Origin of the sequence: Streptomyces sp. NPDC126503 (genome assembly GCF_040302405.1) — a bacterium.
Classification (GTDB): domain Bacteria; phylum Actinomycetota; class Actinomycetes; order Streptomycetales; family Streptomycetaceae; genus Streptomyces; species Streptomyces gulbargensis.
Genome location: NZ_JBEORS010000021.1, coordinates 18,815 through 44,758 on the forward strand (window position 1 = coordinate 18,815; position 25,944 = coordinate 44,758).

Sequence of the window (25,944 nt, forward strand, 5' to 3'; positions counted from 1 at the left end):
GCCGGGGCCCGAGGGCCGGAGGTGGTGGACAGTGACGACAGCGCCGCACCGGCCTGCTCCCGTGGGCCGTGAGGAACTGCTCTCCCGTCTGGAGCGCGTCCTGCACACCCGTGGCCGGGCACTGCTGACCGGACCGGCGGGCGTCGGCAAGACCGAGGTGGCGCTCGCCGAGGCGGCCCGCGCGGAGGCGCGCGGCGAGACCGTGCTGTGGCTGGCGACCCTGCCGTCCGACCGTGAGATACCCGGGGCGGCCGCCGCCGCCCTCGTCGCCTCCGTCGCGGCCACCACGACCTGGGCGGGGCTAGGCGCCGCCCGGACCGAGCCGGCCGGTGGCCCCGCCGGTGCGGCGCCCGCCGCCGGCACCGTCGCCGCGGCCGCGCTCACCACTCCGGGGGTGCTGACCTCCGGCGCCTTCGACGACCTGCCGGGCCCGCAGCGCACGGCCGTCGCCATGCTGTGCCGCGAGGCCCCGATCGACACGGACGGCTGGGACCCGATCGCGCTGCGCCTCGGCATCGCCCGGATCCTGCGCGCCCTGACCTGCCGGGGGCCCGTGCTGCTGGTGGTGGACGGAGTGCAGTACGTCGACCCGGACAGCGCCGACCTGCTGCGCTTCGCGCTCCACCTGGCGCCGCCCGCGCTGCGGGTCGTCGCCGTGGAGACGCCGGAGCCGTACGGCGAGACGGGCGAGGCGTACCGCGAGCCGCGCCCCGCTCCGTACCGCGAACCGCGCACCACGCCGTACGGGGATCCGCGCACCCCGCCGAACCGCGACGCGCACCGGGGCGAGGAGGCGCGCACCGCCCACCTGTGGGTGCCCTCGGAGGCGGACGTGCTGCTGGTCCCGCCGCTGCACGCCGACGAGATCGCCGAACTCCTCATCCATCACCGGCTGCCCTCCCGGATGGCCGGCCGGATCCACCGCGCGAGCGGCGGAAACCCGCGCCTCGCGCTGGCCGTCGGCCGTTCGCTCGCCGACGCCCGGACGCCGGTGCACCACGCGGAGGCGCTGACGCTCTCCGGACGGGCGCGGGACCTCGCGCGGCAGCTGCTGGGCGCGGCTCCCCCACCCGTACGCGAGACGCTGCTGCTCGCGGCGCTGGCACTGCGGCCGTCGGCCGCGCTGATCCGGCGGGCCGGGCGGCCCAACGCGGAGGCGGACCTGGCGGCGGCGGAGCGGGCCGATCTGGTCTCGCTCGCCGAGGACGGGTCCGTGACGTTCACCGCCGGACTGCTGCCGTCGACGCTGGTCCACGACGCCTGCTGGGCGGAGCGGAGCGCGGGGCACGCGGCCCTGGCGGAGGTGGTGGACGACCCGGTGGAGGCGGTACGGCACCGGGCGCTGGCCACCGACAGCCCCGACGAGGAACTCGCCGCCGAGGTGGCCGCCGCCGCCGAGGTCGCCCGGCGGCGCGGCAACAGCGCCCTCGCCGCCGAACTGGCGCTGCTGGCGGCCGAGTCGACGCCCGGCCGGAACGGCACGCGGCGGATCGAGCGGCTCGTGCACGCCGCCGAGGAGGCCGCCCGCGCGGCGCGCGCGGACCTGGCGATGCGGGCCGCCACCGATCTGCTCGGCCGCGACGCGGAACCGGCCGACCGGGTCAGGGCGCGGCTCGCCGTGCTCGACACGGCGGGCCAGGGGCTGACCGGTCTGGACGAGATGTACGTGCACGCGATGGAGGACTCGGAGGGTGACACCGCCCTGCGGGCCGCCGTGCAGCTCCGGCTTGCCGTCAAGTACGTGCTGGCGGACGGTGACCCGCACCGCTCGCGGACGGCGGCGGTCGAATCGGCCCGGCTCGCCGCCTCGGTGGGCGATCCGCGCACCGAGGCGCAGGCGCTGACGGTGCGGGCGCGGATGGAGCGCGCGCTCGGTTCGCCGGACGCCGACGCCGTGCTCGCGCGGGCCCGCGCCCTGGAGCTGGCCGAGCGCCCGCTGGGGATCCGCAACGCCGCCCAGATCCTGACGATCCGTCACGCGCTGTTCGACGACCGGCTGGCGGACGCCCGTGACGAACTGAACGCGCTGCTGCCGCTGGTGCAGCGGCGCGGATCGGTGGAGGACGCCATCGAGCTGTTCCGCACGCTGGCCGAGATCGGCTCGCGCAACGGCTCCTGCCCGGCCGCCCTCGCGCACGCCGGGCAGTCGCTCGCCCTCACCCTGGAGGCGGGGCTCTCCCCCGGCCCGGCCTGGTACGCCCTGGCCCTCGCGGAGACGGCGGGCGGCAGTTTCGTCCGGGCCGCGAGTTACGCCCGGCGCAGCGTCCAGGCCTCGGAGGAGGAGGGCGACCGGGTCTTCCTCTCGCGCAGCCGGTACGCCCTCGGGCGGGTGCAGCTGATCAACGGGGACGTGGCCGCCGCCCTGGAGACCCTGCGCCGGGTGCAGGCGGACGAGCGGGCGCAGTCGACCGTGGATCCGTCGATGCTCCGGTGGCACGAGGAACTGGCGGAGGCACTGCTCGCCCACGACGCCGCCGACGAGGCGCTGGCGCTCCTCGCGGAGGTGCGGCCGGTGGCGGAGCGGCTCGGCCGGCACACCGTGTTGCTCGGCTGCGACCGGGCGTACGCGCTGTGCCTGGCGGCGGAGGGGCGGACGGACGAGGCGGCGGAGCTGCTGACCCGGACGGCCGAGAGCTTCGCGCGGGCCGGGCTGCCGCTGGAGCACGGGCGGGCGCTGATCGCGCTGGCCCGGGTGGAGCGGCGGCGCCGGCGGCGGTCGGCGGCGCAGAGCGCGCTGCAGGCCGCGGCCACGGTGTTCGAGCGGGCGGGGGCCGTGCCGTGGCTGGCGCTGGTGAGCGAGACCCCGGCGGGCGAGGGCCCCGGGCCGGCCGGCGGGGGCGAGGAGGCACCGCCGGCGCTGTCCGCGCTCACGGAGGCGGAGCTGCGGCTCGCCCGTCTGGTGAGCGCGGGTGCGAGCAATCAGGAGGCCGCGGCCAAGCTGTATCTGAGCGTGAAGACGGTCGAGGCCCGGCTGACCCGGATCTACCAGAAGCTCGACGTCCGCTCGCGCGCGCAGCTGGCGACGGCGCTCAGACCGTGAAGGGCCGCTGGTCGAGGAAGGCCTCGGGCGGCGCGCCGGTGAGGTGGAGGTTCGGGACCTGCGTCGGGGGCATGGCGGCGCGGATCGCCCGGTGGAAGGCACGGTAGCCGCCGTCGAAGGCGCCGTCGTCCCAGACGCGGAGCAGGGCCCCGGTGAACGCGCCGTTGACGGCGCCGTCGAGGGCGACCTGGTCGTCCTGGCAGGCCGCCAGGAGGAGCGCGCCGGGGCCCTCGCCGCCGGCGGGGTCGTCCGGGGCGGGGCGGCGGGCGGCGAGGGCGCGGCGGAGCTCCCGGTAGAAGGCGTGGTCACGGGCGGCGAGACGCTGCCGCACGGGTTCGGGCAGGTACCGGGCGGCGGGACGCTCCGGGCCGCCGGCGGGGACCTCGATGGCGCTGCCGCTGTGGCAGCAGTCGAAGACGGCGACGATGCGCACGTCGTCGGCGAAGCCGCGGAAGGCCTGCCGGATCTCGTCGTCGAGGAACTGGCGGTCGCGCAGGACGAGGGTCTCGTCGTACGTGTCGGGTTCGATGTCGTCCGTGCGGCCGGAGGTGTCCGCGCCGCCGGGGGCGTCGGGGAGCCGGCCGCCGTGGCCGGAGTAGGTGAGCAGCAGGATGTCACCGGGGCCGAGCCGGGCCGCGGCGGCGTCGAGGGCGGCCGTGAAGCGGTCGGCGGTGCCGTCCGGGGTGAGCAGGAGGGTGGGCTCGAACCCGCGTGAGCGGGCGAGTGCGGCCATGTCGCGGGCGTCGTTCTCGCAGGCGAGGAGGGTGCCGTCCCATCCGTCGTAACGGTCGGGGTCGACCTGGTTGAGTCCGATGTGCAGGGAGAGTCCGAGGGGCATGGTGGGCCTCCTGAGGAGGGAGGGGAGGGACACCGGGGCGTCTGATCGAGTGGCCTGCGGTCCGGCGCCGAGCACGCCCCTCTCCATGCGGTACGTACATCGTATGAACCTTTCGGACCCGCCGTCCTCCCCGGGACCGTCCACGCCGCCCGCCGGTGATCCCCGGCATGCCGCGCTCGCCGACCGGACCGGCTACGACGAGGCCTTCCTCGGCCCCGTCGTCCCGCTCCCCCTCCCGGTGCGCCCGGCGGTGCGGACGGTGATCCTGCCCTACACCCACTTCACCGTGGCCTTCCGGCCCGACCGGCGGCTCGCCGCCGCCACGGCGGTGTGCGTCGAGGGACGGGAGCTGCTGACGGACGTGCCGCGCAAGGACGTCTGGCGCTACGACCCCCGGCTGCCCGAGGAACAGCAGGCGGGCGACGAGATCTATCGGGACAACAGTCTGGACCGCGGTCACCTCGTCCGCCGGCTCGACCCCGTCTGGGGCGCCGCCGCCGTCGCCCACCGCGCCGACGCCGACACCTTCCACTTCACCAACGCGGCCCCGCAGCCGGACGTCTTCAACCAGGGCAAGCGACTGTGGCAGGGCCTGGAGAACCACCTGCTCGACCACGCGGCCGAGTTCGACCGCAAGCTCGTCGTGCTCACCGGGCCGGTGCTGCAGGACTCCGACCCGCCCTACCGGGGCATCCAGGTGCCGCTGCGCTTCTGGAAGGTGGCCGCCTTCATGCAGGACGGGGCGCTGGCGGCCGCCGGGTACGTCCTGGACCAGAGTCCCGACCTCAGCCGGGACGCGGAGCGGGCCTTCGCCGGGGCGACGCCCGGGACGCCACCGCCCCTGGGGCCCTTCCGCACCTACCAGGTGCCGGTCTCGGACGTCGCGGAGATCACCGAGCTGGAGTTCGGCCCGCTGCCGGACGTGGACGTGATGCCGGCCTTCCGCTCCCCCGAGGAGCGCTGGCGGCGGCTGGAGTCGTACGAGGACATGGTGCTGCACCCCTGACCGGTGCCGGCACGGGCCTCGGCCGGCACCGATTGCGGCCGTCCTCGGCCGGTGAAACGATGGAACGCGTCAGCCAGTTCGCCTGGATCCGCGGTCCGGCGCCGGCCCGGCCGGTGCCGCGCGAGGAGCCCCGGGCAGGTGCCGTATGCCGCTCACCGAGACGGAGTGGGGGCTCGTCGCCGGCTGGGTGCGGGACCACCTCCTCGACACCCCCGAGCCGCGCGAACGCCTCCTGGACGCGGGCCTGCCCGCGGACTTCGTCGAGGACCTGCCGCTCACGCCGGACGCCGGACGCAACGCCCTCCTCGTGGTGGAGGCCGCCCGCCGGGACCTCGCCCACCAGCGGCGCCTGCTCGCGGTCCTCGCCTCGCTCGACGCGCTCGCCGCCATCGACGACCCGTACGCGCACGCCCCGGGTGCCGAGGCACGCACCCTCCTCACCCGGCTGCGGGACGACGAACGGCTCCTGCGCTCCCCGCGCGACCCGTTCCTCAGCACGCTCCTCCGGCACGGCACCGAGGCCTTCCTGGACCGGACGGAGCTGCGGGAGAAGCTCCGGGCCTTCACGGCCGACGCCGAGCGGCCGGTCCTGGTGGTCGACGGGCCGCCGGACAGCGGACGCTCGTACACCTACGAGTTCATCCGCCACCTCGGCCAGCACTGCGGCTTCCGGCCGGTCCGGGTGACCCTCTCCCGCACCACCACGGCGGCCCGCCTGGTCGAACGGCTCGCCGCCTTCGTGGCCGGACCCGGCCGGGACGAGATTCCGTTGAACCCCACACGGTTGAACGATCCACTGCCGGCGTACGAGGACGCCGTGCACCGCGTCGTGGCCCGGGCGAGCGCCTCCGGTGAGCGCTTCTGGCTCGTCCTCGACGACTGCGACCGGCTCGATCCGGGCTCCGACGCCTGGGACTGCATCGGGGTCCTGGCCCGCGCCGTCTATGAGCACGCCCCGGTACGGAGCGCGACCGCGCCCCGGCTCGTGCTGCTCGGTTACGCCACCGGGCGGCGCCAACTGCCCTACGAGGTACGGAAGACCGAGTACCGGGACACGACCCGGCAGCTGGACGAGGGCGATCTGCGCGCCTTCTTCGCCGGGTTCTTCGCCGAGGAGTGCGCGCCGGCCGGGGGTGCCGCCCTGCGGGAGCTCACCGACACGGCCGTCACCGAGGTGCTGCGCGCGGCCGAGTCCCGGGACCCGGCGGACAGCTGGTCGCGCCGGGTGTGCACGGCCGTGGAGGACGTCGTACGGCTCCACCGGGTGTTCCGGGCGGCTCCGCCCGGGCCCGGCGCCCCGGGGGCCCGCCCCGACGGCGACGGCACCCGCGCCGGGGACGGCCCGCCCGGTACGGGGCACGCGCCGGTGGCGACGGGGCGGTTGCTGCGGGACGCCCTGCGCACGGGCCTCGCGGCGCCCGCGCCCCCCGTCTCGGAACTCCGCCGGGCCTACCGCGAAGCGGCCTGCCTGCTCCAGGAGTTCGACCCGGAACTGCTGCGCCTGCCCGGCGAGGAACGGCCGACCGGGCAGGCCGTCCTGGAACTCGTCGACGACTGCGTCGCCCTGCCCTCCGCCGGGACCGCCGCGTGGACGCTGAAGCCGGACGTCCGGGAGGCGGCCCTCGCCGGGCTGGCCGGCCCGGAGGCCGCGCTGCGCGCCCTCCTGGCCGGTCTCGGACCCCGGCCGGCCGGGGGAACCGACGGGGGTCCCGGGCCGCACCCGGGGCCGGAGCGGTTCGCGCTCGCCCTGCTCACGGGCGTCGGGCTGCCGGCGCCGCGCGACGAGGGCGGGGAGGACGTGGAGGAGCTCTCCGACGCCCTGCAGGCGGTCCTCTGGCTGCGGCGGATCCCCGGCGTGCCCGGGCTGCCGCCGGTGGACGCGGTCCAGCGCCGCCTCGAACGGGCCCGGCTGTTCCAGCCGCTGCGCCGCCTGGTACCGGACTCCTTCCACGGCCGGGCGGCCGAACTCGACGCCCTCCGCGCCTACATCGACCTGCCGGCCGAGCCGGCGGAGCCCCCGGTCCTCCTCCACGGCGTGGGCGGCGTCGGCAAGAGCACCCTGCTCGCGACGTTTCTGCTCGACGCCCTGGACGAGGCGCCCTTCCCCTTCGCGTACATCGACTTCGCGCGGCGGACGCTCTCCCTCCACGAGCCCGCCACCCTCCTCGCCGAGACCGCCCGGCAGCTCGGCGTGCAGTACCCGGACCACCGCCCCGCCCTCGACGCGCTCGCGGACGCGTGCGAACGCACCGCCGCCTCCCAGAGCGACGAGCGCGAGGAGGTCGACGCGCTCCGCCGGCTCTCCACCACACGGGCCACGTTCGGCCGCGACTACTCGGCGGACCTGCACGCCCGGGCCAGCGCCCGCGAGCAGGACCTGGCCCGCCGGCTCGCCGCCCTGGTCGCCTCCGCCGCCGGGCCCGCCGCCGGATCGGGTACCGCCACCGGCGGCGCCGGGAACCCGCCGCGCGACGGACAGCCACCGCCGTTCGTGATCGTCGTCGACTCCTTCGAGGAGGCGCAGTACCGGGGCTCCCCCGTCATCACCCGCATGTGGGCCGTCTGGTCCGCGCTGCGCGCCTCCTACCCCCGGCTGCGCTTCATCGTCTCCGGACGGGCGCCCATCGACCACCCGGCCCGGATCCTCACCCCCCGCTCCCACGAACTGAAGGAACTGGACCGCGAGTCCGCCGTCGCGCTGCTGGTCTCCTCCGGGGTGCGGGACGGGACGGTCGCCGCGCACCTGGTGGACCGGGTCGGCGGCCATCCGCTGAGCCTGCGCCTCGCCGCCCGTACCGCCGTCGCGCTCGGCGGCGACTCCGACGCCCTCGGCGAGGTGCTGCGCACCCTGCCCTCGCGGCGCCGCTACTTCGACCGGCAGGTCGACCAGATGCTCATCCAGGGCACCCTCTACGACCGCATCCTCCACCACATCGCGGAGGACGACGTCCGGGCGCTCGTCCAGGCGGGACTGGCGCTCCGCTCCCTGACCCCCGAGCTGATCCGGGAGGTGCTCGCCGGGCCGGCGGGCACGCGCGTCGACACGGCCGGGGAGGCGCGCCGGCTGTTCGGGCTGCTCACCTCGCGGGTGGACCTCATGGAGCCGGCGGGGCCCGGGGCGGTCCGGCACCGGACCGATCTGCGGGCCATCATGCTGCGGCTCTCCGACAGCGCCCGCACCGATCTGATGCGGGCGGTGGACCGGCGGGCCGTCGCGTACTACGCGGCGCGGGAGGGGCCGCGGGCCCGGGCCGAGGAGATCTACCACCGGCTGCGGCTCGGCGAGAACCCCCGTACGGTCGAGGCCCGCTGGGAGCCGGGGGTCGCCGCGTACCTCGGCGGCTCGACCCACACCGAGATGCCGCACCGGTCGGCCGCCTTCCTCCTCGGGAGGATCGGCGGGCACGTGCCCGACCGCATCATGGCCGAGGCGGCGCAGGAGGACTGGGAGCGGATCGCCGCGCGCGAGGTGGAGGACCTGCTCACCCAGGGGTTCGTGGAGGCGGCGGCGGAACGGCTGGCCGAGCGTCGGCCGTGGACCCCCTGCAGCAGGCTGCACGCGCTGCTGGCCGAGACCCTCGCCCGCTCCGGGCGGGCGGAGCGGGCACGGGAGTCCGCCGAGCGGGCCGTGGACGGGGCGGCGGAGGCCGGCTGCGCGGAGACCCGGCTCGAACTGCTCCAGCTGTCGGCGCGGCTGGCGCAGGACGCCGGGGACCTGGCCGGCGCGGACCGGGCCCTGCGGGAGGCCGAGGAGGTCGCGGACGGCCTCGGGCTGCGCTCCGAGTCGCTGGGCGTCCTCGTCGCCCGGTCGCGGCTGGCCGACCTGGCCGGGACGGGCGCCCCGGCGGCGCGGGAGCAGCTGGCGAGGACGCTGCGGGCCATGCCGGACGAGGAGCTGGCCCGGCAGCCGTCCCTGGCCCGTACGGCGGCGGCGTCGGCCTGCCCGGCCGACCCCCGGCTCCTCGAACACACCCTGCGGCTCGTGGGCCTGCCCGCGGACCAGGACGCGGTGGTGACGGAGCTGGCCCGCTGGATGGACGCCACGATGGACGACGAGCCGGCGCTGCGGGCTCCCCTGGCCCGCGTCCTCCGGTCCGCGGCGGCCCCGGAACCGGACGCTCGGGCGCCCCTGCCGTACGGGGACGGCGAGCTGCCGGGGGCCGGGGCGGAGGTGCTGTACGGGGCCGGGCCGGACACGTGGTACGGGGCCACGGACGGCGGGCCGTACGCGCCGGACGGCGACGTGCCGCACGGGCGGGACGGCGCGGGCGGATCCGTGCCGGGGGCGCCGTCGGCGGCCCCCGCGGTGGCCGCGCGGATGACGGCGGAGGAGATCGGGGGGTGCCTGCGGCAGGCACGGCAACGGGGCACCCTCGACACGGTGGCGCGCCGGGCGCTGGCGCTGCGCGACGACAGCGGGGACCTGCTGCGCGGGATCGCCGCGGCCATGGCGGCGGGCGCGGCCGGCCGGGCCGGGACCCCCGGCGCGGGGCGGCGGGGCGGGACCGGCCGGTGGACGCAGCCGCCGCCGCACTCCGCCGAGGCGGCGGTGCGCAGCGAGCCGTACCTGCCGCCGGGGGAGCTCGTCCGGATCCGCAACGCCGTCATGGAGTCGGGCCTCGCCGGGCACCTGATGCGGGCCGTGCTGCTCAAGGGCATGCCGGTCAGCTTCACGGCCACGCTGGAGCCGTTCAGCGACCCCCGGGAGCAGACGGACGCCGACCTGGCCGCGATGAACCGGATCGAACGCCTGATGACGGGCCTGGTGCCGCTGGAGGTGTGGCTGCACAACGCGATCGAGAAGACCCCGGAGCCGGGCCCGCGCGCCGTCCTGGAGGGCGCCCTGGACGCCGTGGCCCGGACGACGGCGGGCGAGGCCGAACTGCCGGCGGAGATGATGCCCGGGGAGATCAAGGAGGAGATCATCTTCCAGGACGACACCGTGCCCTACGCCTTCCTCCAGCACGGCATCCGGGCCGGTGCCTCCGTCGCGCTCCTGAAGATCCCCCCGTACGAAGGGGGTGCCCCGCTGCTGCCGAGCTATCCGCACGGCGGCACGGGGTGGATCGTCGCCCCGGGCCTGCTGGTGACCAACCACCATGTGGTGATGGCCCGTTCGTGGGAGTCCGGGGTGCGTCCGCACGTGACCGAGGAGGACCTGAGGCTGCAGGCCGTCATGTCCCGGTCCCGTTTCGACTTCGTCGAGAACATGGTGAATCCGCCGGAGGTGACGGCCGGTGAGCTCGCCGCCTGGGACGCCGGCCTCGACTACGCCGTCGTCCGTCTCGCGGAGGGACAGCCGGAGCGGCCGATGCTGCGGGTCGCCACCCGGCCGCTGCTCGTCCGGCAGCGGCAGCGCGTACCGGTCAACATCATCCAGCACCCGGGCGGGCTGCCGAAGCGGGTGGCGCTGCGCAACAACCTGGTCTACCGGGCGGACGAGCGGGACCTCCTCTACTTCACCGACACCCGCGGCGGGTCCTCCGGCTCACCGGTCTGTCTCGACGACTGGACGGTGGTGGGGCTGCACCGGGGCACCAAGAAGATCGACGAGGTCGAGTTCCAGGGCGGCAGGACCCGGTTCGTGAACGTCGGCACGCAGATGAGCGCGGTGCTCGCCCACCTCCGGGAGCACCGGCCGGGGCTGTACGAGGAGATCATGACCGCCCAGCGGGGGCTGCCGGCCCCCGGCTGAGGCACGCACACGGACCCGAGGTGGGTGAGGACCATGCCGAACGGAGCACGAGGCGGGTCGCCGGTCGCGACCGCGGCCGAGCGGATCTTCGGTGATCTGCGGGAGGTGGCCGCCCGGGTGCGCGGCGGACTGGAGGCGGAGATCTCCGAGTCCGTGCTCGAACTGCCCGGGGAGGTGGCGCCCGCGGCGGAGATCTCGCGGTTCGCCCGGGAGGAGCGGGCCCGGGTCCTGGAGGCCGGGGTCAGCGGCCTGGAGAAGCTGGCCGCGCACCGCGAGGACGAGATCGGCGAGGACGAGTTCTTCGGGGTGGAGGCGATCGTCCTCCTCGAAGGGCGGCCGGCGATCCTCGTCCGGGGGCAGGACTTCCCGCCGCAGCACGACGAGTGGGCGGTGCTCGACGCGCACCGGACCGCGATCCGCGAGTCGCTGGCCCGGGTCGGCCGGGTGGAGGTGACCGGGCATCCCAGTTTGGACTGGATCGGCACGGCCTTTCTCGTCGGACCGGGCACGGTGATGACGAACCGTCATGTGGCGGTGGAGTTCGCCCGCGCGTCCGGGGACCGGTGGACGTTCGGCTTCGGGATGTCGGCGCGGGTGGACCCGGCGGAGGAGCAGCCCGCGGCGGGGGTGCCCGCCGCGTCGTCCCCTTACGAGGTGACGGAGATCGTCGGGATCCACCCGGAGGTCGACCTCGCGCTGCTGCGGGTGGAGCCCGCGGCCGACGGTGGGCTGCCGGCCCCCGCGGCGGTCGCCGCGGACGCTCCGGCGGCGCTGCCGGGACGTCCGGTGTACGTGATCGGGTACCCGGCCTGGGACGGCCGGCGCAACGAACCGGAGTCGATGCGCCGGATCTTCATGGACGTCTACAACGTGAAGCGGCTGCAGCCGGGGACGGCCACCGAGTTCACCCCCGGCGGCCTGGTGATGAAGCACGACTGCTCCACGCTGGGCGGCAACAGCGGTTCGCCGGTCTTCGACCTGTCCGACCACCGGGTCCTGGGCCTGCACTTCGGCGGCCGTTACCGGACGGGCAACTTCGCCGTGCCGCTGTGGGAGCTGCTCGACGACCCGCTGCTCGCCCGGGCGGAGATCAACTGGGTGTGACGGGCGGGCGGTCGGTCGTCCGGGCGGCGGCCGGCGGGGGTGTGACCGGCGGGCGGTCGGTCGTCCGGGCGGCGGTGAGGAGGAACAGTCCGCAGGCGGTGACGAGGAGCCAGCCGGGGCGGGCGGCGCCGGCGAGGCCCGTGGGGGCGACGCCCGTGACCAGGGCGCCGGCGGCGGCGACGCCGATCGCCGCGCCGAGCTGGCGGGCGGTGGAGGTGATCGCCCCGGCGACCCCTGCCCGGGAGGGCGGCAGGCCGCCGACGGCGGTGTGGGTGAGGGGCGCGTTGGCGAAGCCGAACCCGATGCCGAGGAGCAGCTGGGCCAGGAGCAGGTGCGCGAGGCCGGCCGCGCCGAGGTGCGTGCCGTCGCCGAAGGGCAGCATGGCGAGCCCTCCGGCGGCGGTGAATCCGCCCGCGAGGAGGAGCGGCCGGCGGGGGCCGAGACGTCCGACGAGCCGGCCGGACCAGGGGGCGCACAGGGTGGCCCCGGCGGCCAGGGGGAGGGTCGCCAGCCCGGCGGCGAGCGGGCTCCAGCCCCGGCCTTCCTGGAGGTGGAGCGTGTGGAGCAGCAGGGCGGTGCTGAGCGCGGTGAACACCGCGACGGCCCCGAGGACGGCCCGGGTGAAGGGCGGGCGCCGGAAGAGGGCGAGGTCCATCAGCGGTTCGGGGCGACGGCGTTCGACGCGGACGAAGGCGGCGGTGGTGATGGCGGTGAGGGTGTAGCCGGTCAGGGCGGTGGGGGAGGTCCAGCCGATGCGCGGTCCTTCGATGAGGAGTCCGACGGAGAGGAACAGGGCGGCGCCGAGCAGGAGTTGGCCGGGCAGGTCGATCCGCCGGGTGCGCTGTCCGTGGGATTCGGGGACGTGGCGGGCGACGAGGAGGAGGGCGACGGCGATGACGGGCGCGTTGATCCAGAACAGGGAGCGCCAGCCGAGGGCGGCGACCAGAGCGCCGCCGGTGACGGGGCCCGCCGCCATGCTGAGGCCGAAGACGGCGGCCCAGACGCCGATCGCCCGGGCCCGTTCCTTCGGCTCGGGCATGACGCCGAGGACGATCGCGAGGGCGACGGGGCTGAGCATGGACGCGCCGGCGCCCTGGACGGCGCGGGCCGCGACGAGCACGCCGAGGGTGGGGGCGGCGGCGCAGGCGAGGGAGGCGAGGCCGAAGACGACGAGGCCGGTCCGGAAGACGCGGCGCCGGCCGAAGCGGTCCGCGAGGGCGCCGGAGACGACGAGGAGCCCGGCGAGGGTGACGGTGTAGGAGTCCACGATCCAGGCGAGGCCCCGGGTGTCGGTGTCCAGGCCGCGGCCGACGGCCGGCAGGCCGACGTTGACGACGGTGGTGTCGAGGCCGACGAGGAACATGCCGAGCGCGCAGACGGCGAGGACCGTCCAGCGTTGGCGGGAACTCAGGGGGGCGGACGCGGGTGGGGAGAGGGTGGACACGGTGTTCGCCTTCCGTCGTACGGGTTCGTGCGCCGTCATGTTCGGAGCGGCGGGAGCGCGGCGGCCAGGAACTTTGCGGAGACCGCAAAATGGTGGACATGGACGCCGAACTGTCACGGATCCTCGACGGCATCGGGCCCCGGCTGCGGGCGCTGCGACACGACCGCGGGCTCACCCTCGAAGCGCTGGCGGAGGAGACCGGGATCTCCGTGAGCACCCTGTCGCGGGTGGAGTCGGGGGTGCGGCGTCCGACGCTCGATCTGCTGATCCCGCTCGCCCGGGCGCACCGGGTGGCGCTCGACCAGCTCGTGGCCGCTCCCGCGACCGGCGACCCGCGGGTCCATCTGCGGCCCGTGCGGCGGGATCGCGGGAGCGTCCTCGTCCCGCTGACGCAGTACCCGGGGCGGGTCCAGGTGTTCAAGCAGGTGCTGGCGCGGCGGGAGCCCCGGCTGGTGACGCACGCGGGGTACGAGTGGCTGTACGTGCTCGCCGGTGAGCTGCGGCTCGTCCTGGGCGGGCGGGAGACCGTCCTGCGGCCGGGCGAGGTGGCGGAGTTCGACACGGCGGAGCCGCACTGGTTCGGGCCGGCCGGGGCGGAACCGGTGGAGATCCTGCACCTGTTCGGCCCGCACGGCGACCAGGCCGTCGTCCGCACGAGAGCCGGCGACGGCGACGGAGGCGCGTGAAAAGGCCCGGCACGGCGGCCGGGGAACCGGCGGCCGTGCCGGCACGCGTCGTGTACGGGTCGGGCTAGCGGGCCTCGGCGTTTTCGGGGACGAGGACGTACGGGCCGCGGGCGGTGGTGCCGTCGGAGAGGCGCCAACCGGCGGTGACCGTGCCGCGTGCCGGGGTGTCTCCGGCAGTGGGGGCGAGGACGCGGCGCAGGCGCAGCGTGACGGGCTCCGCCGCGTCGGAGGTCCGGACGACCATGTCGGTGCGGTCGGCGCCGTCCACCACCCGCAGGAGTTCCAGGACGGTGCCGTCGGCCGCCGCGCCGCGCAGGGAGGCGTGGACCGTGGGGTCGGGGGTGTCGGACTCGGACTGGGCCTGCGGTGCGGCGCGGCCGGCGAGCAGGGCGTACAGCTCGGCGACGAGGACCGGGTCGTGGGTGCCGTCGTAGATCCAGCGCTTGCCGAGCACGCCGTGTTCCGCGGTGCCGATCAGGGTGTCCTCGGCTCCGTCGAGGGGGGCGGCGCGGTACGTCATGGGCACCAGGTGGGGGGCGGCGTGCGGTCGTCCGGCGTCGCCCACGACCATGAACTCGATGCCGACCTCTCCCGCCGGGTCGTCGAGCCGGAAGCCGCCGGCCTTCTCGGGGGTGGCCACGGCCGCGTCGTACCACTCGCGGGTGGGGAGCCAGGCGGCGAGGAGCTCCAGCTTGGTGGGCTGCAGGGTGGTGCGGTGAATGACGGCCATGGCAGTCTCCCTCTCCTCCGGTGCGGGACCGGCAACGTAACATGTGATGATCTTCTCTTCGGTGAAGGGATCCGTGGGGGTCCCGGGGGAGAGAACATGGGATACACGGACGCCAACGGCGTCGATCTGTCCGGCGTCTCCGGGCGGCTCGTCCAGACCGTCGATCTGGTCAAGAGCCCGGCACCGCAGGCCATCGCCACGGACACCGTCAACGGGCACGTCTTCGTCCTCCAGGTGGAGAGCTCGGCGACGGCCCCCCAGGGCAACCTGTACCTCAACCGCATCGACCGGCTGACCGGCGCGGTGACGGGGTCGATGCAGCTCAAGGGGTTCGGGCACGGGCTGTCCATGGGCGCCGAGCCCGTCGGGGCCGACACGTACCTCTGGACCGAGGTCGGACCGCTGCACGTCACGAGTTCCGGCACCACCTTCGGCAAGGCCGTCACCCGGTTCCGGTTCGAGAACGGCGCGGTCCTCGACGGGGCGCTCGTCCCGCAGGAGCGGAAGTTCACGCCGCCCGGCAGCACCGCCGGCACCGGTCCCTCGCTCGACCCGGTGAACAAGCTGCTGACCGTCATGTACCACAAGGACGGCCGGCGCCACTTCACGCGGTACGACGCGGCGGCGGCCGCCGCCGGCACCTGGACGCCCGTGGGGACGACGTTCGTCATGCCCGACGGGGAGGACGTCACCCCCGGCGTGCCGTCCCCCTACCCGCTGCAGCCGAAGCTCGTCTCGCAGGGGTTCACCGTCCTCGGCGACGTCGTCTACCACTACCAGTGGGCCCCGTACGACAAGGAGAACCACCCGGACACGGTGCCGAGCGAGTTCCCCGGGATCGCCTTCCTCACCTCGTACTCCTGGAGCACCGGCGCGCGCCTGGACCGGCAGGTGGTGACGAACGCGGACGGCCTGACGCGGCGCGAGCCCGAGGGCGTCGCCGTCGAGGTGGACCCGCCGACCGGCGAGCCCCGGCTCCTCTTCGGGTTCAGCAACACGGTGCCCGGCACCACCGGTTCGCGCGACGTCACGATCGGCTGGTATCCGACGAAGCCGGCGGTCGGCGGGGTCAAGGTGCTCCAGGACTGGGAGGACCTGGCGCTCCAGCCGGGCGTCTCCCCCGGCGCCCAGCCGCCGCGCGGGCGGCTCGTCGCCCTCGCCGGGACGACGTACCTCCAGTTGCGCGGAACCGTGACGTGCAGCCCCGGGCTGACGGCGGACGCCCGGATCGGCACGCTGCCGCACCGGCTGCGCCCGACGCACCTCACCCGCCATAACGTGCCCCGGAACAACGGCGCCGGACGCTGTGTGTGCCGTCTCGAGGCGGACGTCCACGGCGCGCTGTGGGCGTACGGCGCCACCACCGACAACGCCGTGACCTGGATCGACCTCGACGGCGTCTCGGTGGCCTGGCGGTGACCCGGCCCGCCGGCCCCTCTCCCGCCCCCCTGCCCCTCTCCACCGTCGTTTCCGGAGGACCGCACATGACCCCCAGCCCGTCCCGGCCCGCCACCAGCCGCCGTTCGCTGCTCACCGCCGCGCTGGCCGCCCCCGCCGTCGCCGTCGGAGCCCCGCTGCTGTCGGCCGCGCCCGCCGCCGCGGAGACGGCCGAGGGCTGCCAGGTCGTCGTCGACTGGACGCCGATCGTCCTGGAGCCGACCGTCACGAACCAGACCAACCAGCCGGCCCAGGCCCGCGTCGTACGGATCGCGGGGACCGACTTCCTCCAGCTGCGGGGCGCGGTCACCTGCGACTTCGCCGCGGACGGCCGGCTCGGCACGCTGCCCGCCGCCATCCGGCCGCCGAAGACGACGCGCGGCGTCTGCCCGCGCAACAACAGCCAGGGCATCAACGCCGTCCGCGTCGAGGCCAACACCGCCGGGCACCTCAACGTCTACGGGCCCCAGGCGACCAACAAGGTCACCTGGATCCAGCTGGACAGCTTCTCCTCCGTCCTGAGCTGACGGGAACGCGGGGCCCGAGGGGGACGGTCACCGTCCGGCCCCCTCGGGCCCCGCGGCGCTCGCGTACGCCGCTCAGCGTCCGAGTTCGCCGTCCAGCCACTGGAGGATCTCCGGGGTCACCCGGTCGGTGATGTCGCCGAATTCCTCGTGCCTGGTCAGGAACTTCGCCACGTACGGGCAGACGGGGACGATCCGCCGGCCGGCCGCGCGCACGTCGGTCAGCGCCTCCTGGACGAGGACGCCGGCGAGCCCCTGGCCCGCGTAGGCGTCGTCGATCTCGGTGTGGAAGAAGACGCGCTGCTCGCCGCGGTCACGGTAGGCGGTGAGGCCGGCGCGGGCGCCGTCGAGGAGGATCTCGTAGCGGTGGCGCTCGTCCACGCGGCGGACGGTGGGCGGGGTGGTGGTCTGCTCGCTCATGACGGCCTTTCGGGAAAGCGCGGTGCGGTGCGCCGTCACCCTATCCGCCACCGTGCACGGGACTCGGGGAGCCGGCCGTCCTGCTGCTCCCACACGCCCGGGCACATCGCCCGGGTGGCGATGATCGTCCGGGGCAGGACGGCGGGCTTCAGCCTGGAGCAGCTGCGTGAGGTGCTCGACGCGCCGACTACGGGGCGCCGGGTTCCGGGTCGTGGACGGTGATCGCGCCGGAGGGGCAGACGCCCGCCGCCATCCGTACGGCCGCCCGGTGGGCGGGCGGGGGGTCGGCGTCCAGCAGGAGGACGAGGCCGTCCCCGGGGTCCTGGTCGAAGACCTCCGGTGCGGTCATCGCGCACATGCCGGCGCCGATGCAGCGGTCCCGGTCGACGTGGACGCGCGGCGGCGTCATGACGCGGTCCGGTCCCAGGTGACCGGGAGGCTCTTGACGCCGTAGATGTCGGCGGTCTCGGGGCGCAGGGCGACCTCGTCGGCCGGGACGGCGAGGCGGAGGGTGGGGAAGCGGTCGAGGAGCGCGCGGAACGCGACCCGCATCTCGACGCGCGCGAGCTGCTGGCCGAGGCACTGGTGGATGCCGTGGCCGAAGGCGAGGTGTCCGCCGTACGGCCTGCGGACGTCGAGCACGTGGGGGTCGGCGAAGCGCTCGGGGTCGTGGTTGGCGGTGTGGTACGAGAGGACGACGGTCGTCCCGGCCTCGACGGTGTGGCCGTCGAGTTCGACGTCCTCCAGGGCCGTCCGCATGAAGGTCTTGGCGACGCTCAGGTAGCGCAGCAGTTCCTCCACGGCCCCCTCGGTGAGGGAGGGGTCGTCGCGCAGCGCGGCGAACTGGTCCGGGTGGCGCAGGAGCGCGAACGTGCCGAGGGAGAGCATGTTGGCGGTGGTGTCGAAGCCGGCCGCCAGCAGGATCAGGCTGATGCCCTTCAGCTCCTCGTCGGTGAGGTCGCTGTCGGTGAGTTCGCTGAGGATGTCGTCGGTGGGGTGGGCGCGCTTGGCGGCCACCAGACGGGCGAGGTACTCCTGGGTGGCGGTGTAGGCGGCGATCAGTTCCTCGTCGGTGGCCTCCCCGCCCATGAACGTGTCGATCTGGTCCTGGAAGGAGGCGCGGTCCTCGTAGGGCACGCCCAGGATCTCGCAGATCACGAGGGTCGGGATGGGCTTGGCGAAGGCGGTCACCAGGTCCGCCGGCGGGCCGGCCTTCTCCATGGCGTCCAGGCAGTCGGCGGTGATCTGTTCGACGCGCTCGGTCAGCAGCCGCATCCGCCGGACGGTGAACCTGCCCACCAGGGGCTTGCGGTAGCGGCTGTGCTGCGGTTCGTCCATGAGGAGGAACTCGCCGGGGGGCGCCGGGGGGACCTCGAAGTCGCCGACGTTCAGGAGTTCCTTGCGCGAGCTGAACCGCGGGTCGGCGAGGACGGAGCGCACCAGGTCGTAGCCGGTGATCAGCCGGCCCGGTTTCCCGCCGGGGTGGACGAAGCGGCTGAGGGGGCCGTGCCGGCGGGCCTCGACGAGTTCGGCCGGCGGGTCGAAGGGGCAGCCGGGCCGGCGGGCCGGCGGCAGGGCGGTGACGGTGTGGACGGGCTCGCTGGCGGTCATGGCGACTCCTCATCTCGGGCTCCCGGCGCAGGACTTGCCGGTCACCGAAAGCTACGTTGCCTTCAGAAGGTCGTCAACGAAGTAGCCGCCATAACTACTGGTCACGGAGGGGAAATTGATGCAATGAACAGAACATGAACGCAACGGCACGTTGCAATGGTCGAGGGCGAAGGCAATGCGGGGGGCACTGTCGCCGACAGCGCCCCCCCGGGTGCCTCTCCGTGTGTCTCTCCGGCCGTTTCAGCCGCCGACGTGGATGCCGGGGCGGCGCCCCGGGTCCGGTTCGTGCCGGCGGATGATCTCGCGCGTGACGGGCGCCGTGTCGCCGCGCCCCAGGAGGAAGTACCGGAACATGTGCTTCAGCGGACTGCCCTCGGCCCAGGCGAAGTAGCAGTGCGGCTGGACACCGGTCGTGTCGCGCAGGGCGAGGAGGATCGCGGCGATGGCGTTCGGCGCGGCGGGCGCCTCGGCGCGCAGGATGCGGTGCCCGTCGACCTCGACACCGTGGACGGCGAGCGCCTCGCTGAAGTCCGAGGGGTCGACCACGTCGATTTCCAGGAAGAGCACGTCGGCCCTGCCGGGAACCGGGTTGGTGCCGCGCTGTTCGCGCTCCTTGTCGCGGTACTCGGCTCCGTCACCGGCCTGCCGGCGGTTGGCGATGATGTTGATCGCGTGGTCGTGGGCCAGGGTCTCGGCGAGGAAGCGGCGGGCGGCCTCGTCGAAGACGATGCGGTCGGCGCGCAGTTCCGTGGTCCGCGAGACCCGGGAGATCAGCGACACGGCGACGATGCCGGCGATGAAGAAGCCGGAGATGGTGATGCCGTCGGGCTTGTCGACGATGTTGTAGACCAGCGCGTAGAGCAGGATCAGGGTGAGCAGCGCGAAACCGGCCGCCACCGGGCGCCGTCCGCGGCGGGCCACCGAGACGGTGACCGCGAAGGCGCCGGAGACCATCATCGCCAGGATGCCGGTGGCGTACGCGCCGGCCTGGGCGTCCACGTCGGCGTCGAAGGCGAACGTGATGAGGACGCACAGGGCGGTGTAGACGAGGACGACGGGCCGCACCGCGCGCCCCCACTCGGGGGCCATGCCGTAGTCGGGCAGGTAGCGCGGAACGATGTTGATCAGTCCGGCCATGGCGGAGGCGCCGGCGAACCACAGGATCAGGATCGTGCTGATGTCGTAGACGGTGCCGAACGCCTCCCCGACGTGCTCGTGCGCGAGCCAGGCCAGGGCGCGCCCGTTGGCGGCGCCGCCCGGCCGGAACTCCTCGGCGGGAATCAGCACGGTGGTGACGAAGGACGCGGCGAGCAGGTACACGCTCATGATCAGCGCGGCCGTCGTCAGCAGCCGTCGGGTGTTGCGGATCCGCGCCCGCAGCCGCTCCTCCCCGTCCGCGCCCCCGGCGGCCACCAGCGGCATCATGCTCACCCCGGTCTCGAAGCCGGACAGGCCGAGCACGAGGAGCGGGAACGCCAGGAGCGCCGGGGTCATCAGCGCCCCGAAGCCGCCTCCGCCGTCCGTGAGCGCCCCGGTCCAGGCCGCCAACGCGCCCGGCGCGGTGACGACATGGACGAGGCCGACGCCGATGACGACCGCGTTGAGCGCCAGGAAGACGGCGACCAGCGGGATGGCGACGCTCACGGCCTCGCTGAAGCCGAGCAGGAACACGCCGCCGAGGACGAGCAGCAGCACCACGGTGAGACCCACCTCGTGGCCGTGCAGGGCCTCGGGGAAGAAGGGGTTCTCCACCACGTGCACCGACGCGTCCGCCGTGGACAGGGTGATCGTGATGATCCACGAGGTGGCGACGAAACCGAGCAGCACGAGGACGAACAACTTGCCCCGCCAGAAGGGCAGCAGGTCCTCCAGCATCGCCACCGACCCGGCGCCGTGCGGGCTCTCCGCGGCCACCCTGCGGTACATCGGCAGCATGCCCAGCAGGGTCAGGGCCACGATCAGCAGGGTCGCCAGGGGAGAGACCGCGCCGGCCGCGAGCGCGGCGATGGCCGGTACGTACGCGAGGCTGGAGAAGTAGTCGACCCCGGTCAGGCACATCACCTTCCACCAGGCGTGCGGCTCGGCATGCCCCTCGCCCGCCGCGGGACCGACGGGCTGCACCTGGTGGCGCAGCATCCACCGCGCCAGCCGCCCGGTGGGTTCCGGCCGCAGCGCGGGACTGTCCACCGTCTCGGGCACCGCGGCGCGCATCTCCTGGTGCGCGGCCGGGCCGTTCGCGTCCTTCATGGCTCCCATCGACTTTCTCTCGCTCCTGCGCACAGGCCGGCGGCACCGCCTCCGCGGCAACGCGATCACCGAGTATGCGGCGTCCCGGTCGTCCTCCCGCCCCTCCACCAGGGGCGGGACCGGGCCTCCGCGCCCCCTCCCCGGCGGGGCGGCACGGGCCGGTTCCCCGGGAATCGGCCTCACCCGGGCGTTCCCGTCGTGTCCTGATCACCACGAGTCACCGGGAAAATCATGTCGCGTTCTTAACGGCCCCCTGGAGGATCCCCGCGTGCCCCTCACCCCTCGCCCGGCCCCGCCCCGTACCGTTCCGGCCCGCACCACTCCCCCGCGCCCCTACGACGTGGAGGCTCTGTTCCCCGTCCTCGCCTCCGCCCCGTACCGCAGGACGGCGACACGGCTGCACCCCCGGCAGGGCACGCCACGGCCGGACCGGAGCTCGGTCGGGGGGCCGCTGCTCTGGCCGGCCGGGGAACCGTGGCCGGTGTGCACCGCCACGCACCCGAAGGCGACGGGGCATCTGCTGTCGGACGTACGGCTCCGGCGGCGCGTCCTGGACGCGGCGCGGGGCCGGGACCTCACCGCCGCCGAGCACCGGCTGCTCGCCGGGACCGGGCCCGGCCGGCACGCGTCCGCGCCCCGCGACGGGGACCCGCTGCCGATGCTGGCCGTCGCGCAGCTCTTCGCCCGGGACGTACCCGATCTCGCCTGCCCCGAGGGGTACGACCTGCTGCAGGTGCTCTGGTGCCCCTTCGAGGCGCACGGCCCGGACCGGACCGTCGGCGTGGAACTGCGGTGGCGGTGCGCGGCAGAGGTCGGTGCCGTCCTCGTCCCGCAGCCCGAACCGCCGGTCGCGGGCCGCGCGGAGTGCGTCCCCACGCCGTGCGTCGTCCACCCGGAGCGGGTCGTCGAGCACGCCTACCTGGAGCTGCTGCCGGAGGAGGTCCAGGAGGAGATCGCCGCGTGGGAGGAGGGCCTGTTGGACGACGAGCACGACGAGGAGCCCGACCCCGTCCCGCCCGCTCACGCGACGTACGAGGAGTACGCGGCGGCGATGGCGGAGGCCCGGGCGCGCGAGCCCGAGGAGTACGACTACATGAGCGACCTGTCGGTCGCGCCGGGCTGGAAGGTCGGCGGCTTCGCGTCCTGGCACCTGACCGGGCCGGCCCCGGTGGACTGTGCCGTGTGCGGGACGGCGATGCCGCCGCTGCTCACCGTAGCCGCGTGGGAGTGCGACGGCGCCTCACGGAGCTGGCTGCCGGTGGAGGACCGCGAGGCGGCGGACGACCCGCGGGTGATCGACCCGGCCGGGGTGTACCTCGGCCGCGGCCTCCTGCGCGTGCACACCTGTCCGGCCGACCCGGCCCACCCGCACCGCCTCACGCAGGGATGACCGTGCCACCGGGGCTTTCCCCGTCACGGCCCCGGATCCGTCACCCGAACCCGGGGTGCTGCTTGGAGCCGGGGCGGCGTCAGGTCATAGGGTGACGGCATGCCTAGAACTTCTCCTTCAGTCGCACTGGAATCCCTGCTCTCCGGCAACCGGCGCTTCGTGTCGGGCACCCCGGAGCACCCGAACCAGGACGCCGCCCGCCGTACGGAGCTGGCCCCCGGGCAGGACCCGTTCGCCGTGATCCTGGGCTGCTCCGACTCGCGCCTCGCCGCCGAGATCATCTTCGACCAGGGTCTCGGTGACCTGTTCGTGGTCCGGACGGCCGGTCACGTCATCGGCGCCGAGGTGCTCGGCAGCGTCGAGTACGCCACCAGCGTCCTCGGGGCCCGCCTGGTCGTCGTGCTCGGTCACGACTCCTGCGGCGCGGTCGCCGCGGCCCGCGCGGCCGTGGAGGACGGCTTCGCCGCCGGTGGCTTCGTGCGGGACGTGGTCGAGCGCGTGACGCCGAGCATCCTGGCGGCCCGTTCCGCCGGACTGACCGCCGACAGCGACATCATCGACGAGCACATCCGGCACACCGTGGACCTGCTGCTCGACCGCTCCCGGCTGCTCCACGAGCAGGTCGAGGCGGGCGAGGTCGCCGTCGTCGGTCTCGGCTACGCGCTCGCCGAGGGCAGCGCCCGCGTGGTGACCACGCGCGGTGTCGTCCCGGAGGGGGCCCCGGCTTCATGACCCTCCGTTTCGACTGCTCGGACCCGTCCGCCCGTGCGGAGGGCCTGAAGGAGGCCGGCGCGGCCGTACGGCGGGGCGAGCTGGTGGTCGTGCCCACGGACACCGTCTACGGCGTCGCGGCCGACGCGTTCGCCCCGAAGGCCGTCGCCGGGCTCCTCGCCGCGAAGGGCCGGGGCCGGCACAAGCCGTCGCCGGTCCTGGTCGACTCCCCCGACGCCCTGCGGGAGCTCGCGGACGAGGTGCCGGAGGCGGCGCGGGCGCTGGTCGACGCGTTCTGGCCGGGCGGCCTCACGCTGGTGGTCCGTCACCGGACCTCGCTCGACTGGGACCTGGGCGAGACCGGCGGCACGGTGGCGGTGCGGATGCCCGACCATCCCCTGACGCTCGACCTGCTCGCCGCGACCGGCCCGCTGGCGGTCTCCAGCGCCAACCTCACCGACCGGCCCTCGCCGCAGGACTGCGAGGCGGCGCGGGCCATGCTGGGTGACGCGGTGGCCGTCTACCTGGACGGCGGGCGTACCGCCGGTGCCGTGTCCTCGTCGATCGTGGACCTCAGCGGTGACGTTCCGGTGCTCGTGCGGGACGGTGTCCTGCCGGTGGCGGACCTGCGCGCGGTCGTGCCGGACCTCGTCGTGCCCTGAGCCGTACGGTGACGCGGTGGCCCGGCGCCCCTGAACGGGGGTGCCGGGCCACCGGTGCGTCGGGTGGCCGCCCGGCGAAGCCCCCGCGCCGGCCCGGGCCGGCCCGCCCGTTCGCGCCCGCCGGGCGGGACCCCGTGGGCTACTGTCAGGTAACTTCGGCCGCCCACCCCGAGGAGCCTCATGTCCGCCTCCCCGCGCTCCGCCCGGCTGCTCAGCGGCCTGCTGATCGGCGCCGGAGCGGCGCACCTCGCCGCACCGCGCCCCTTCGACGCTCTCGTGCCCCGGAGTCTGCCCGGTTCGCCCCGGACATGGACCCGGCTGAGCGGGATCGCGGAGATCGCGGTCGGCGCCGCGGTGGCGGCACCGCGCACCCGGCGGACGGGTGCCCTGGCCGCCGCCGTGCTGTTCGTCGCCGTGTTCCCGGCGAACGTGAAGATGGCGTACGACTGGCGTCACCGCCCGGCCCCGCTGCGGGCGGCCGCCCTGGCCCGCCTCCCGCTGCAGGCCCCGCTCGTCCTGTGGGCCCTGCGCGTCCACCGGGGCGAGGGGCCCGCGCCCCGGCCGTAGGGGGCGGGGGGCCGACGCCACCGGCGGGGAGGTAGCCGGCGGGCGGGAGACGGGTCAGCGGGCGGGGCCGAAGGCGGGTGGCCGCAGGTCGTCCCCGGCGGGGCCGACGTCGCCGGCGCGCCACTCCGGGTCGTAGGCGCAGGGCGCGGTCGCGCCGCCGGTGAAGTACCCCCGGTCCGGGTACCAGGTGAAGGACATCCGCTCGTCGCCGCCGTCCCGCTGGACGTACAGCTCCCAGGCCCCGCCACGCTGCCCTTCGCGGTAGGACGTGACCTTCCAGCCGTTGTCCCGCGCGTACCGGTGCAGCCGGCGGAGACCCGGCACCGCCTGACCGGCCGTCACCCGGTCCAGCGCCCAGCGATGACTCATCGAGGAGGCGCCGTCGACGGTCCGGTCCTCCATGCCCAGCAGGCCCCCGTCGTAGCAGAAGGCGGCGCCGAACGTGTTCTCCGTGCTGACGCCGGGGTCCACGACCCCGGGTTCCACGGTGCGGGTGAAGCCGAGGACGGCGTACGCCTCCTGGGAGCGCTGTAAGGCCCGGTTCGCCATCTCCTCGGGCGGGACGCGGGGGAAGTCCGTCGACCCCCACGAGAGCCCGACGAGGAGGACGAGGGGAACGAGGACGACGGCGAGCGCGACGAACCCGCAGCCCGCGAGGACCCGGGCACTGGCCTTCGCCCGCGCCTCGGCCGGGTCGGGCACCAGGGCGGGGATGTCGGCGGCGGGCGTGCGGGCGGGCGCGGTGTCGTCGGGCATACGAGGACGGTAGGCGGCCGGACCGCCCGGGGGGATGGGGGCGGCTACCGGGCCCGGGGTGAGTACGCGTACTCACCCCGGGGGTCCCGTACGGCTCGTGGCCTCCCGTACGGCTCCGGAGTTCTCGTACGGCTCCGGTCACCCGTGGGGCCGGGTCGCGGTCAGCCCGGTGAGGCCACCGCCTGGGGCGGCGGGACCGCGCCGGCCGCAGCGCGGCGGTACTCGGCGTTGATGCGCTGCGCCTCCTCGAGCTGGTCCTCCAGGATGATGATGCGGCAGGCGGCCTCGATGGGGGTGCCCTGGTCGACGAGTTCACGGGCACGGGCAGCGATGCGCAGCTGGTAGCGGGAGTAGCGCCGGTGCCCCCCCTCGGAGCGCAGCGGGGTGATCAGGCGGTGTTCGCCCAGGGCCCGGAGGAAGCCGGGGGTGGTGCCGAGCATGTCGGCGGCCCGGCCCATCGTGTAGGCGGGATAGTCGTCGTCGTCGAGCTTGTCGGCGGGGCGGGTACTGCGAGGGGGCATAGACCTCTTCTTCCGGGGACGCGTCGAGGGGCCCGGGCGCCATGACGGCGCCCGGGCCCCGAGCTTGCAACACCATCTACCGGCCTATCAACGCCGGCCTTCCGTGTCCGCTGCGATCCGCCCCGGAGGGCGGAAGAGCGGGGATCGCGGTTGCGTGACCGTGGACCACCTTCCCATCCGGGGCCTGCGGTACCCGAGCGGCGTTCCCCGCGCGCCCGGGCGATCCTGATGGCGTTCGGCTCCTTCACTACCTCGTGCGGTTACTCGTACGTACTGCTGGATACCACGGGTACTGCCTGCGACCCCTGGGGCCGCTCGGACCGGCGGCCGGCGAAGGAACCCACCACTTCCGGCTCCTTCACCCCGCCGCCGGTCCGCACCTGCTTCTACTGCTGCGCGGCAATGCGTCCCTGCCGCGCTCCCGGACTTCTGGGTACGGCACAACACTAACCCTCGGGCGAACCAATGTCTATCTTCGCCATGACAGATTTTCTGCGTCGGACGAAGGTCCGATTCTTCGCCTGTCGGATGCGAGAAGGTGCGCGGACGGCGGAA

General features: G+C 75.0%; 20 protein-coding genes. 11 read left to right on the plus strand and 9 right to left on the minus strand.

Annotated elements, in window-relative coordinates; all coding sequences use genetic code 11:
• The first annotated feature begins 31 nt into the window (after positions 1-31).
• Positions 32-3,040 carry a helix-turn-helix transcriptional regulator gene (locus tag ABTY40_RS24055; protein ID WP_352061414.1) on the plus strand — a complete coding sequence of 1,003 codons (3,009 nt, stop codon included), beginning with the start codon at positions 32-34 and terminating at the stop codon, positions 3,038-3,040.
• On the opposite strand, the gene ABTY40_RS24060 is transcribed toward ABTY40_RS24055, so the two are convergent.
• Positions 3,030-3,878 (minus strand): caspase family protein, encoded by an 849-nt coding sequence (locus tag ABTY40_RS24060; protein ID WP_352061415.1) that lies wholly within the window; start codon positions 3,876-3,878, stop codon positions 3,030-3,032. The two genes, ABTY40_RS24055 and ABTY40_RS24060, sit on opposite strands and share 11 nt — an antisense overlap.
• 103 nt (positions 3,879-3,981) lie before the next feature.
• Here ABTY40_RS24060 and ABTY40_RS24065 point away from each other — a divergent pair, with 103 nt between their 5' ends.
• The 3 genes from ABTY40_RS24065 (at position 3,982) to ABTY40_RS24075 (ending at position 11,683) form a co-directional block, all read left to right on the plus strand.
• On the plus strand, positions 3,982-4,884 hold the full coding sequence (locus tag ABTY40_RS24065) for a DNA/RNA non-specific endonuclease (protein WP_352061416.1): 903 nt from the start codon (positions 3,982-3,984) through the stop codon (positions 4,882-4,884).
• Between the two features lie 145 nt (positions 4,885-5,029).
• Positions 5,030-10,579 (plus strand): trypsin-like peptidase domain-containing protein, encoded by a 5,550-nt coding sequence (locus ABTY40_RS24070; RefSeq protein ID WP_352061417.1) that lies wholly within the window; start codon positions 5,030-5,032, stop codon positions 10,577-10,579.
• Between the two features lie 33 nt (positions 10,580-10,612).
• A complete protein-coding gene (locus ABTY40_RS24075; RefSeq protein WP_352061418.1) occupies positions 10,613-11,683 on the plus strand; it encodes a trypsin-like peptidase domain-containing protein in 1,071 nt (356 codons plus the stop codon).
• On the opposite strand, the gene ABTY40_RS24080 is transcribed toward ABTY40_RS24075, so the two are convergent.
• A complete protein-coding gene (locus ABTY40_RS24080) occupies positions 11,670-13,127 on the minus strand; it encodes an MFS transporter (protein ID WP_352061419.1) in 1,458 nt (485 codons plus the stop codon). The two genes, ABTY40_RS24075 and ABTY40_RS24080, sit on opposite strands and share 14 nt — an antisense overlap.
• 98 nt (positions 13,128-13,225) lie before the next feature.
• Between ABTY40_RS24080 and ABTY40_RS24085 the strand changes: the two genes are divergently transcribed.
• Positions 13,226-13,813, plus strand: coding sequence for a helix-turn-helix domain-containing protein (locus ABTY40_RS24085; protein ID WP_352061420.1), 588 nt, complete (start codon positions 13,226-13,228; stop codon positions 13,811-13,813).
• A 64-nt stretch (positions 13,814-13,877) separates the two neighbouring features.
• Here the strand turns inward: ABTY40_RS24085 and ABTY40_RS24090 are convergent, their stop codons facing one another.
• Complete coding sequence (locus ABTY40_RS24090) at positions 13,878-14,543, minus strand: maltokinase N-terminal cap-like domain-containing protein (protein WP_352061421.1); 666 nt, start codon at positions 14,541-14,543, stop codon at positions 13,878-13,880.
• 96 nt (positions 14,544-14,639) lie between these two features.
• Here ABTY40_RS24090 and ABTY40_RS24095 point away from each other — a divergent pair, with 96 nt between their 5' ends.
• A complete protein-coding gene (locus ABTY40_RS24095; protein WP_352061422.1) occupies positions 14,640-15,962 on the plus strand; it encodes a hypothetical protein in 1,323 nt (440 codons plus the stop codon).
• A 65-nt stretch (positions 15,963-16,027) separates the two neighbouring features.
• Positions 16,028-16,507, plus strand: a complete 480-nt coding sequence (locus ABTY40_RS24100; protein WP_352061423.1) for a hypothetical protein — start codon at positions 16,028-16,030, stop codon at positions 16,505-16,507.
• A 72-nt stretch (positions 16,508-16,579) separates the two neighbouring features.
• Here the strand turns inward: ABTY40_RS24100 and ABTY40_RS24105 are convergent, their stop codons facing one another.
• The 4 genes from ABTY40_RS24105 to ABTY40_RS24120 all read right to left on the minus strand — a co-directional run bounded on the left by ABTY40_RS24105 (position 16,580) and on the right by ABTY40_RS24120 (position 20,746).
• The gene (locus tag ABTY40_RS24105) at positions 16,580-16,924 is read right to left on the minus strand and encodes a GNAT family N-acetyltransferase (protein WP_352061424.1); all 345 of its coding nucleotides are present in this window, start codon (positions 16,922-16,924) and stop codon (positions 16,580-16,582) included.
• A 187-nt stretch (positions 16,925-17,111) separates the two neighbouring features.
• Complete coding sequence (locus ABTY40_RS24110; protein ID WP_352061425.1) at positions 17,112-17,333, minus strand: ferredoxin; 222 nt, start codon at positions 17,331-17,333, stop codon at positions 17,112-17,114.
• Positions 17,330-18,535 carry a cytochrome P450 gene (locus ABTY40_RS24115; RefSeq protein ID WP_352061426.1) on the minus strand — a complete coding sequence of 402 codons (1,206 nt, stop codon included), beginning with the start codon at positions 18,533-18,535 and terminating at the stop codon, positions 17,330-17,332. Before ABTY40_RS24115 ends, ABTY40_RS24110 begins: the two co-directional genes overlap by 4 nt.
• Positions 18,536-18,775: 240 nt before the next feature.
• Positions 18,776-20,746: an APC family permease gene (locus tag ABTY40_RS24120; protein WP_502990662.1), complete on the minus strand. Its 1,971-nt coding sequence runs from the start codon at positions 20,744-20,746 to the stop codon at positions 18,776-18,778.
• 304 nt (positions 20,747-21,050) lie between these two features.
• Here ABTY40_RS24120 and ABTY40_RS24125 point away from each other — a divergent pair, with 304 nt between their 5' ends.
• From ABTY40_RS24125 to ABTY40_RS24140, 4 genes are all read left to right on the plus strand, one after another.
• The gene (locus tag ABTY40_RS24125; protein WP_352061428.1) at positions 21,051-22,172 is read left to right on the plus strand and encodes a hypothetical protein; all 1,122 of its coding nucleotides are present in this window, start codon (positions 21,051-21,053) and stop codon (positions 22,170-22,172) included.
• A 99-nt stretch (positions 22,173-22,271) separates the two neighbouring features.
• Positions 22,272-22,904: a carbonic anhydrase gene (locus ABTY40_RS24130; protein WP_352061429.1), complete on the plus strand. Its 633-nt coding sequence runs from the start codon at positions 22,272-22,274 to the stop codon at positions 22,902-22,904.
• On the plus strand, positions 22,901-23,545 hold the full coding sequence (locus ABTY40_RS24135) for an L-threonylcarbamoyladenylate synthase (protein WP_352061430.1): 645 nt from the start codon (positions 22,901-22,903) through the stop codon (positions 23,543-23,545). Before ABTY40_RS24130 ends, ABTY40_RS24135 begins: the two co-directional genes overlap by 4 nt.
• Positions 23,546-23,725: 180 nt before the next feature.
• On the plus strand, positions 23,726-24,112 hold the full coding sequence (locus tag ABTY40_RS24140) for a DoxX family protein (RefSeq protein ID WP_352061431.1): 387 nt from the start codon (positions 23,726-23,728) through the stop codon (positions 24,110-24,112).
• Between the two features lie 54 nt (positions 24,113-24,166).
• Here ABTY40_RS24140 and ABTY40_RS24145 read toward each other — a convergent pair whose 3' ends face one another.
• Together ABTY40_RS24145 and ABTY40_RS24150 are read right to left on the minus strand one after the other, a co-directional pair.
• Complete coding sequence (locus ABTY40_RS24145; protein WP_352061432.1) at positions 24,167-24,868, minus strand: hypothetical protein; 702 nt, start codon at positions 24,866-24,868, stop codon at positions 24,167-24,169.
• A gap of 161 nt (positions 24,869-25,029) precedes the next feature.
• Positions 25,030-25,389, minus strand: coding sequence for a helix-turn-helix domain-containing protein (locus ABTY40_RS24150; protein WP_352061433.1), 360 nt, complete (start codon positions 25,387-25,389; stop codon positions 25,030-25,032).
• Positions 25,390-25,944: the final 555 nt, after the last annotated feature.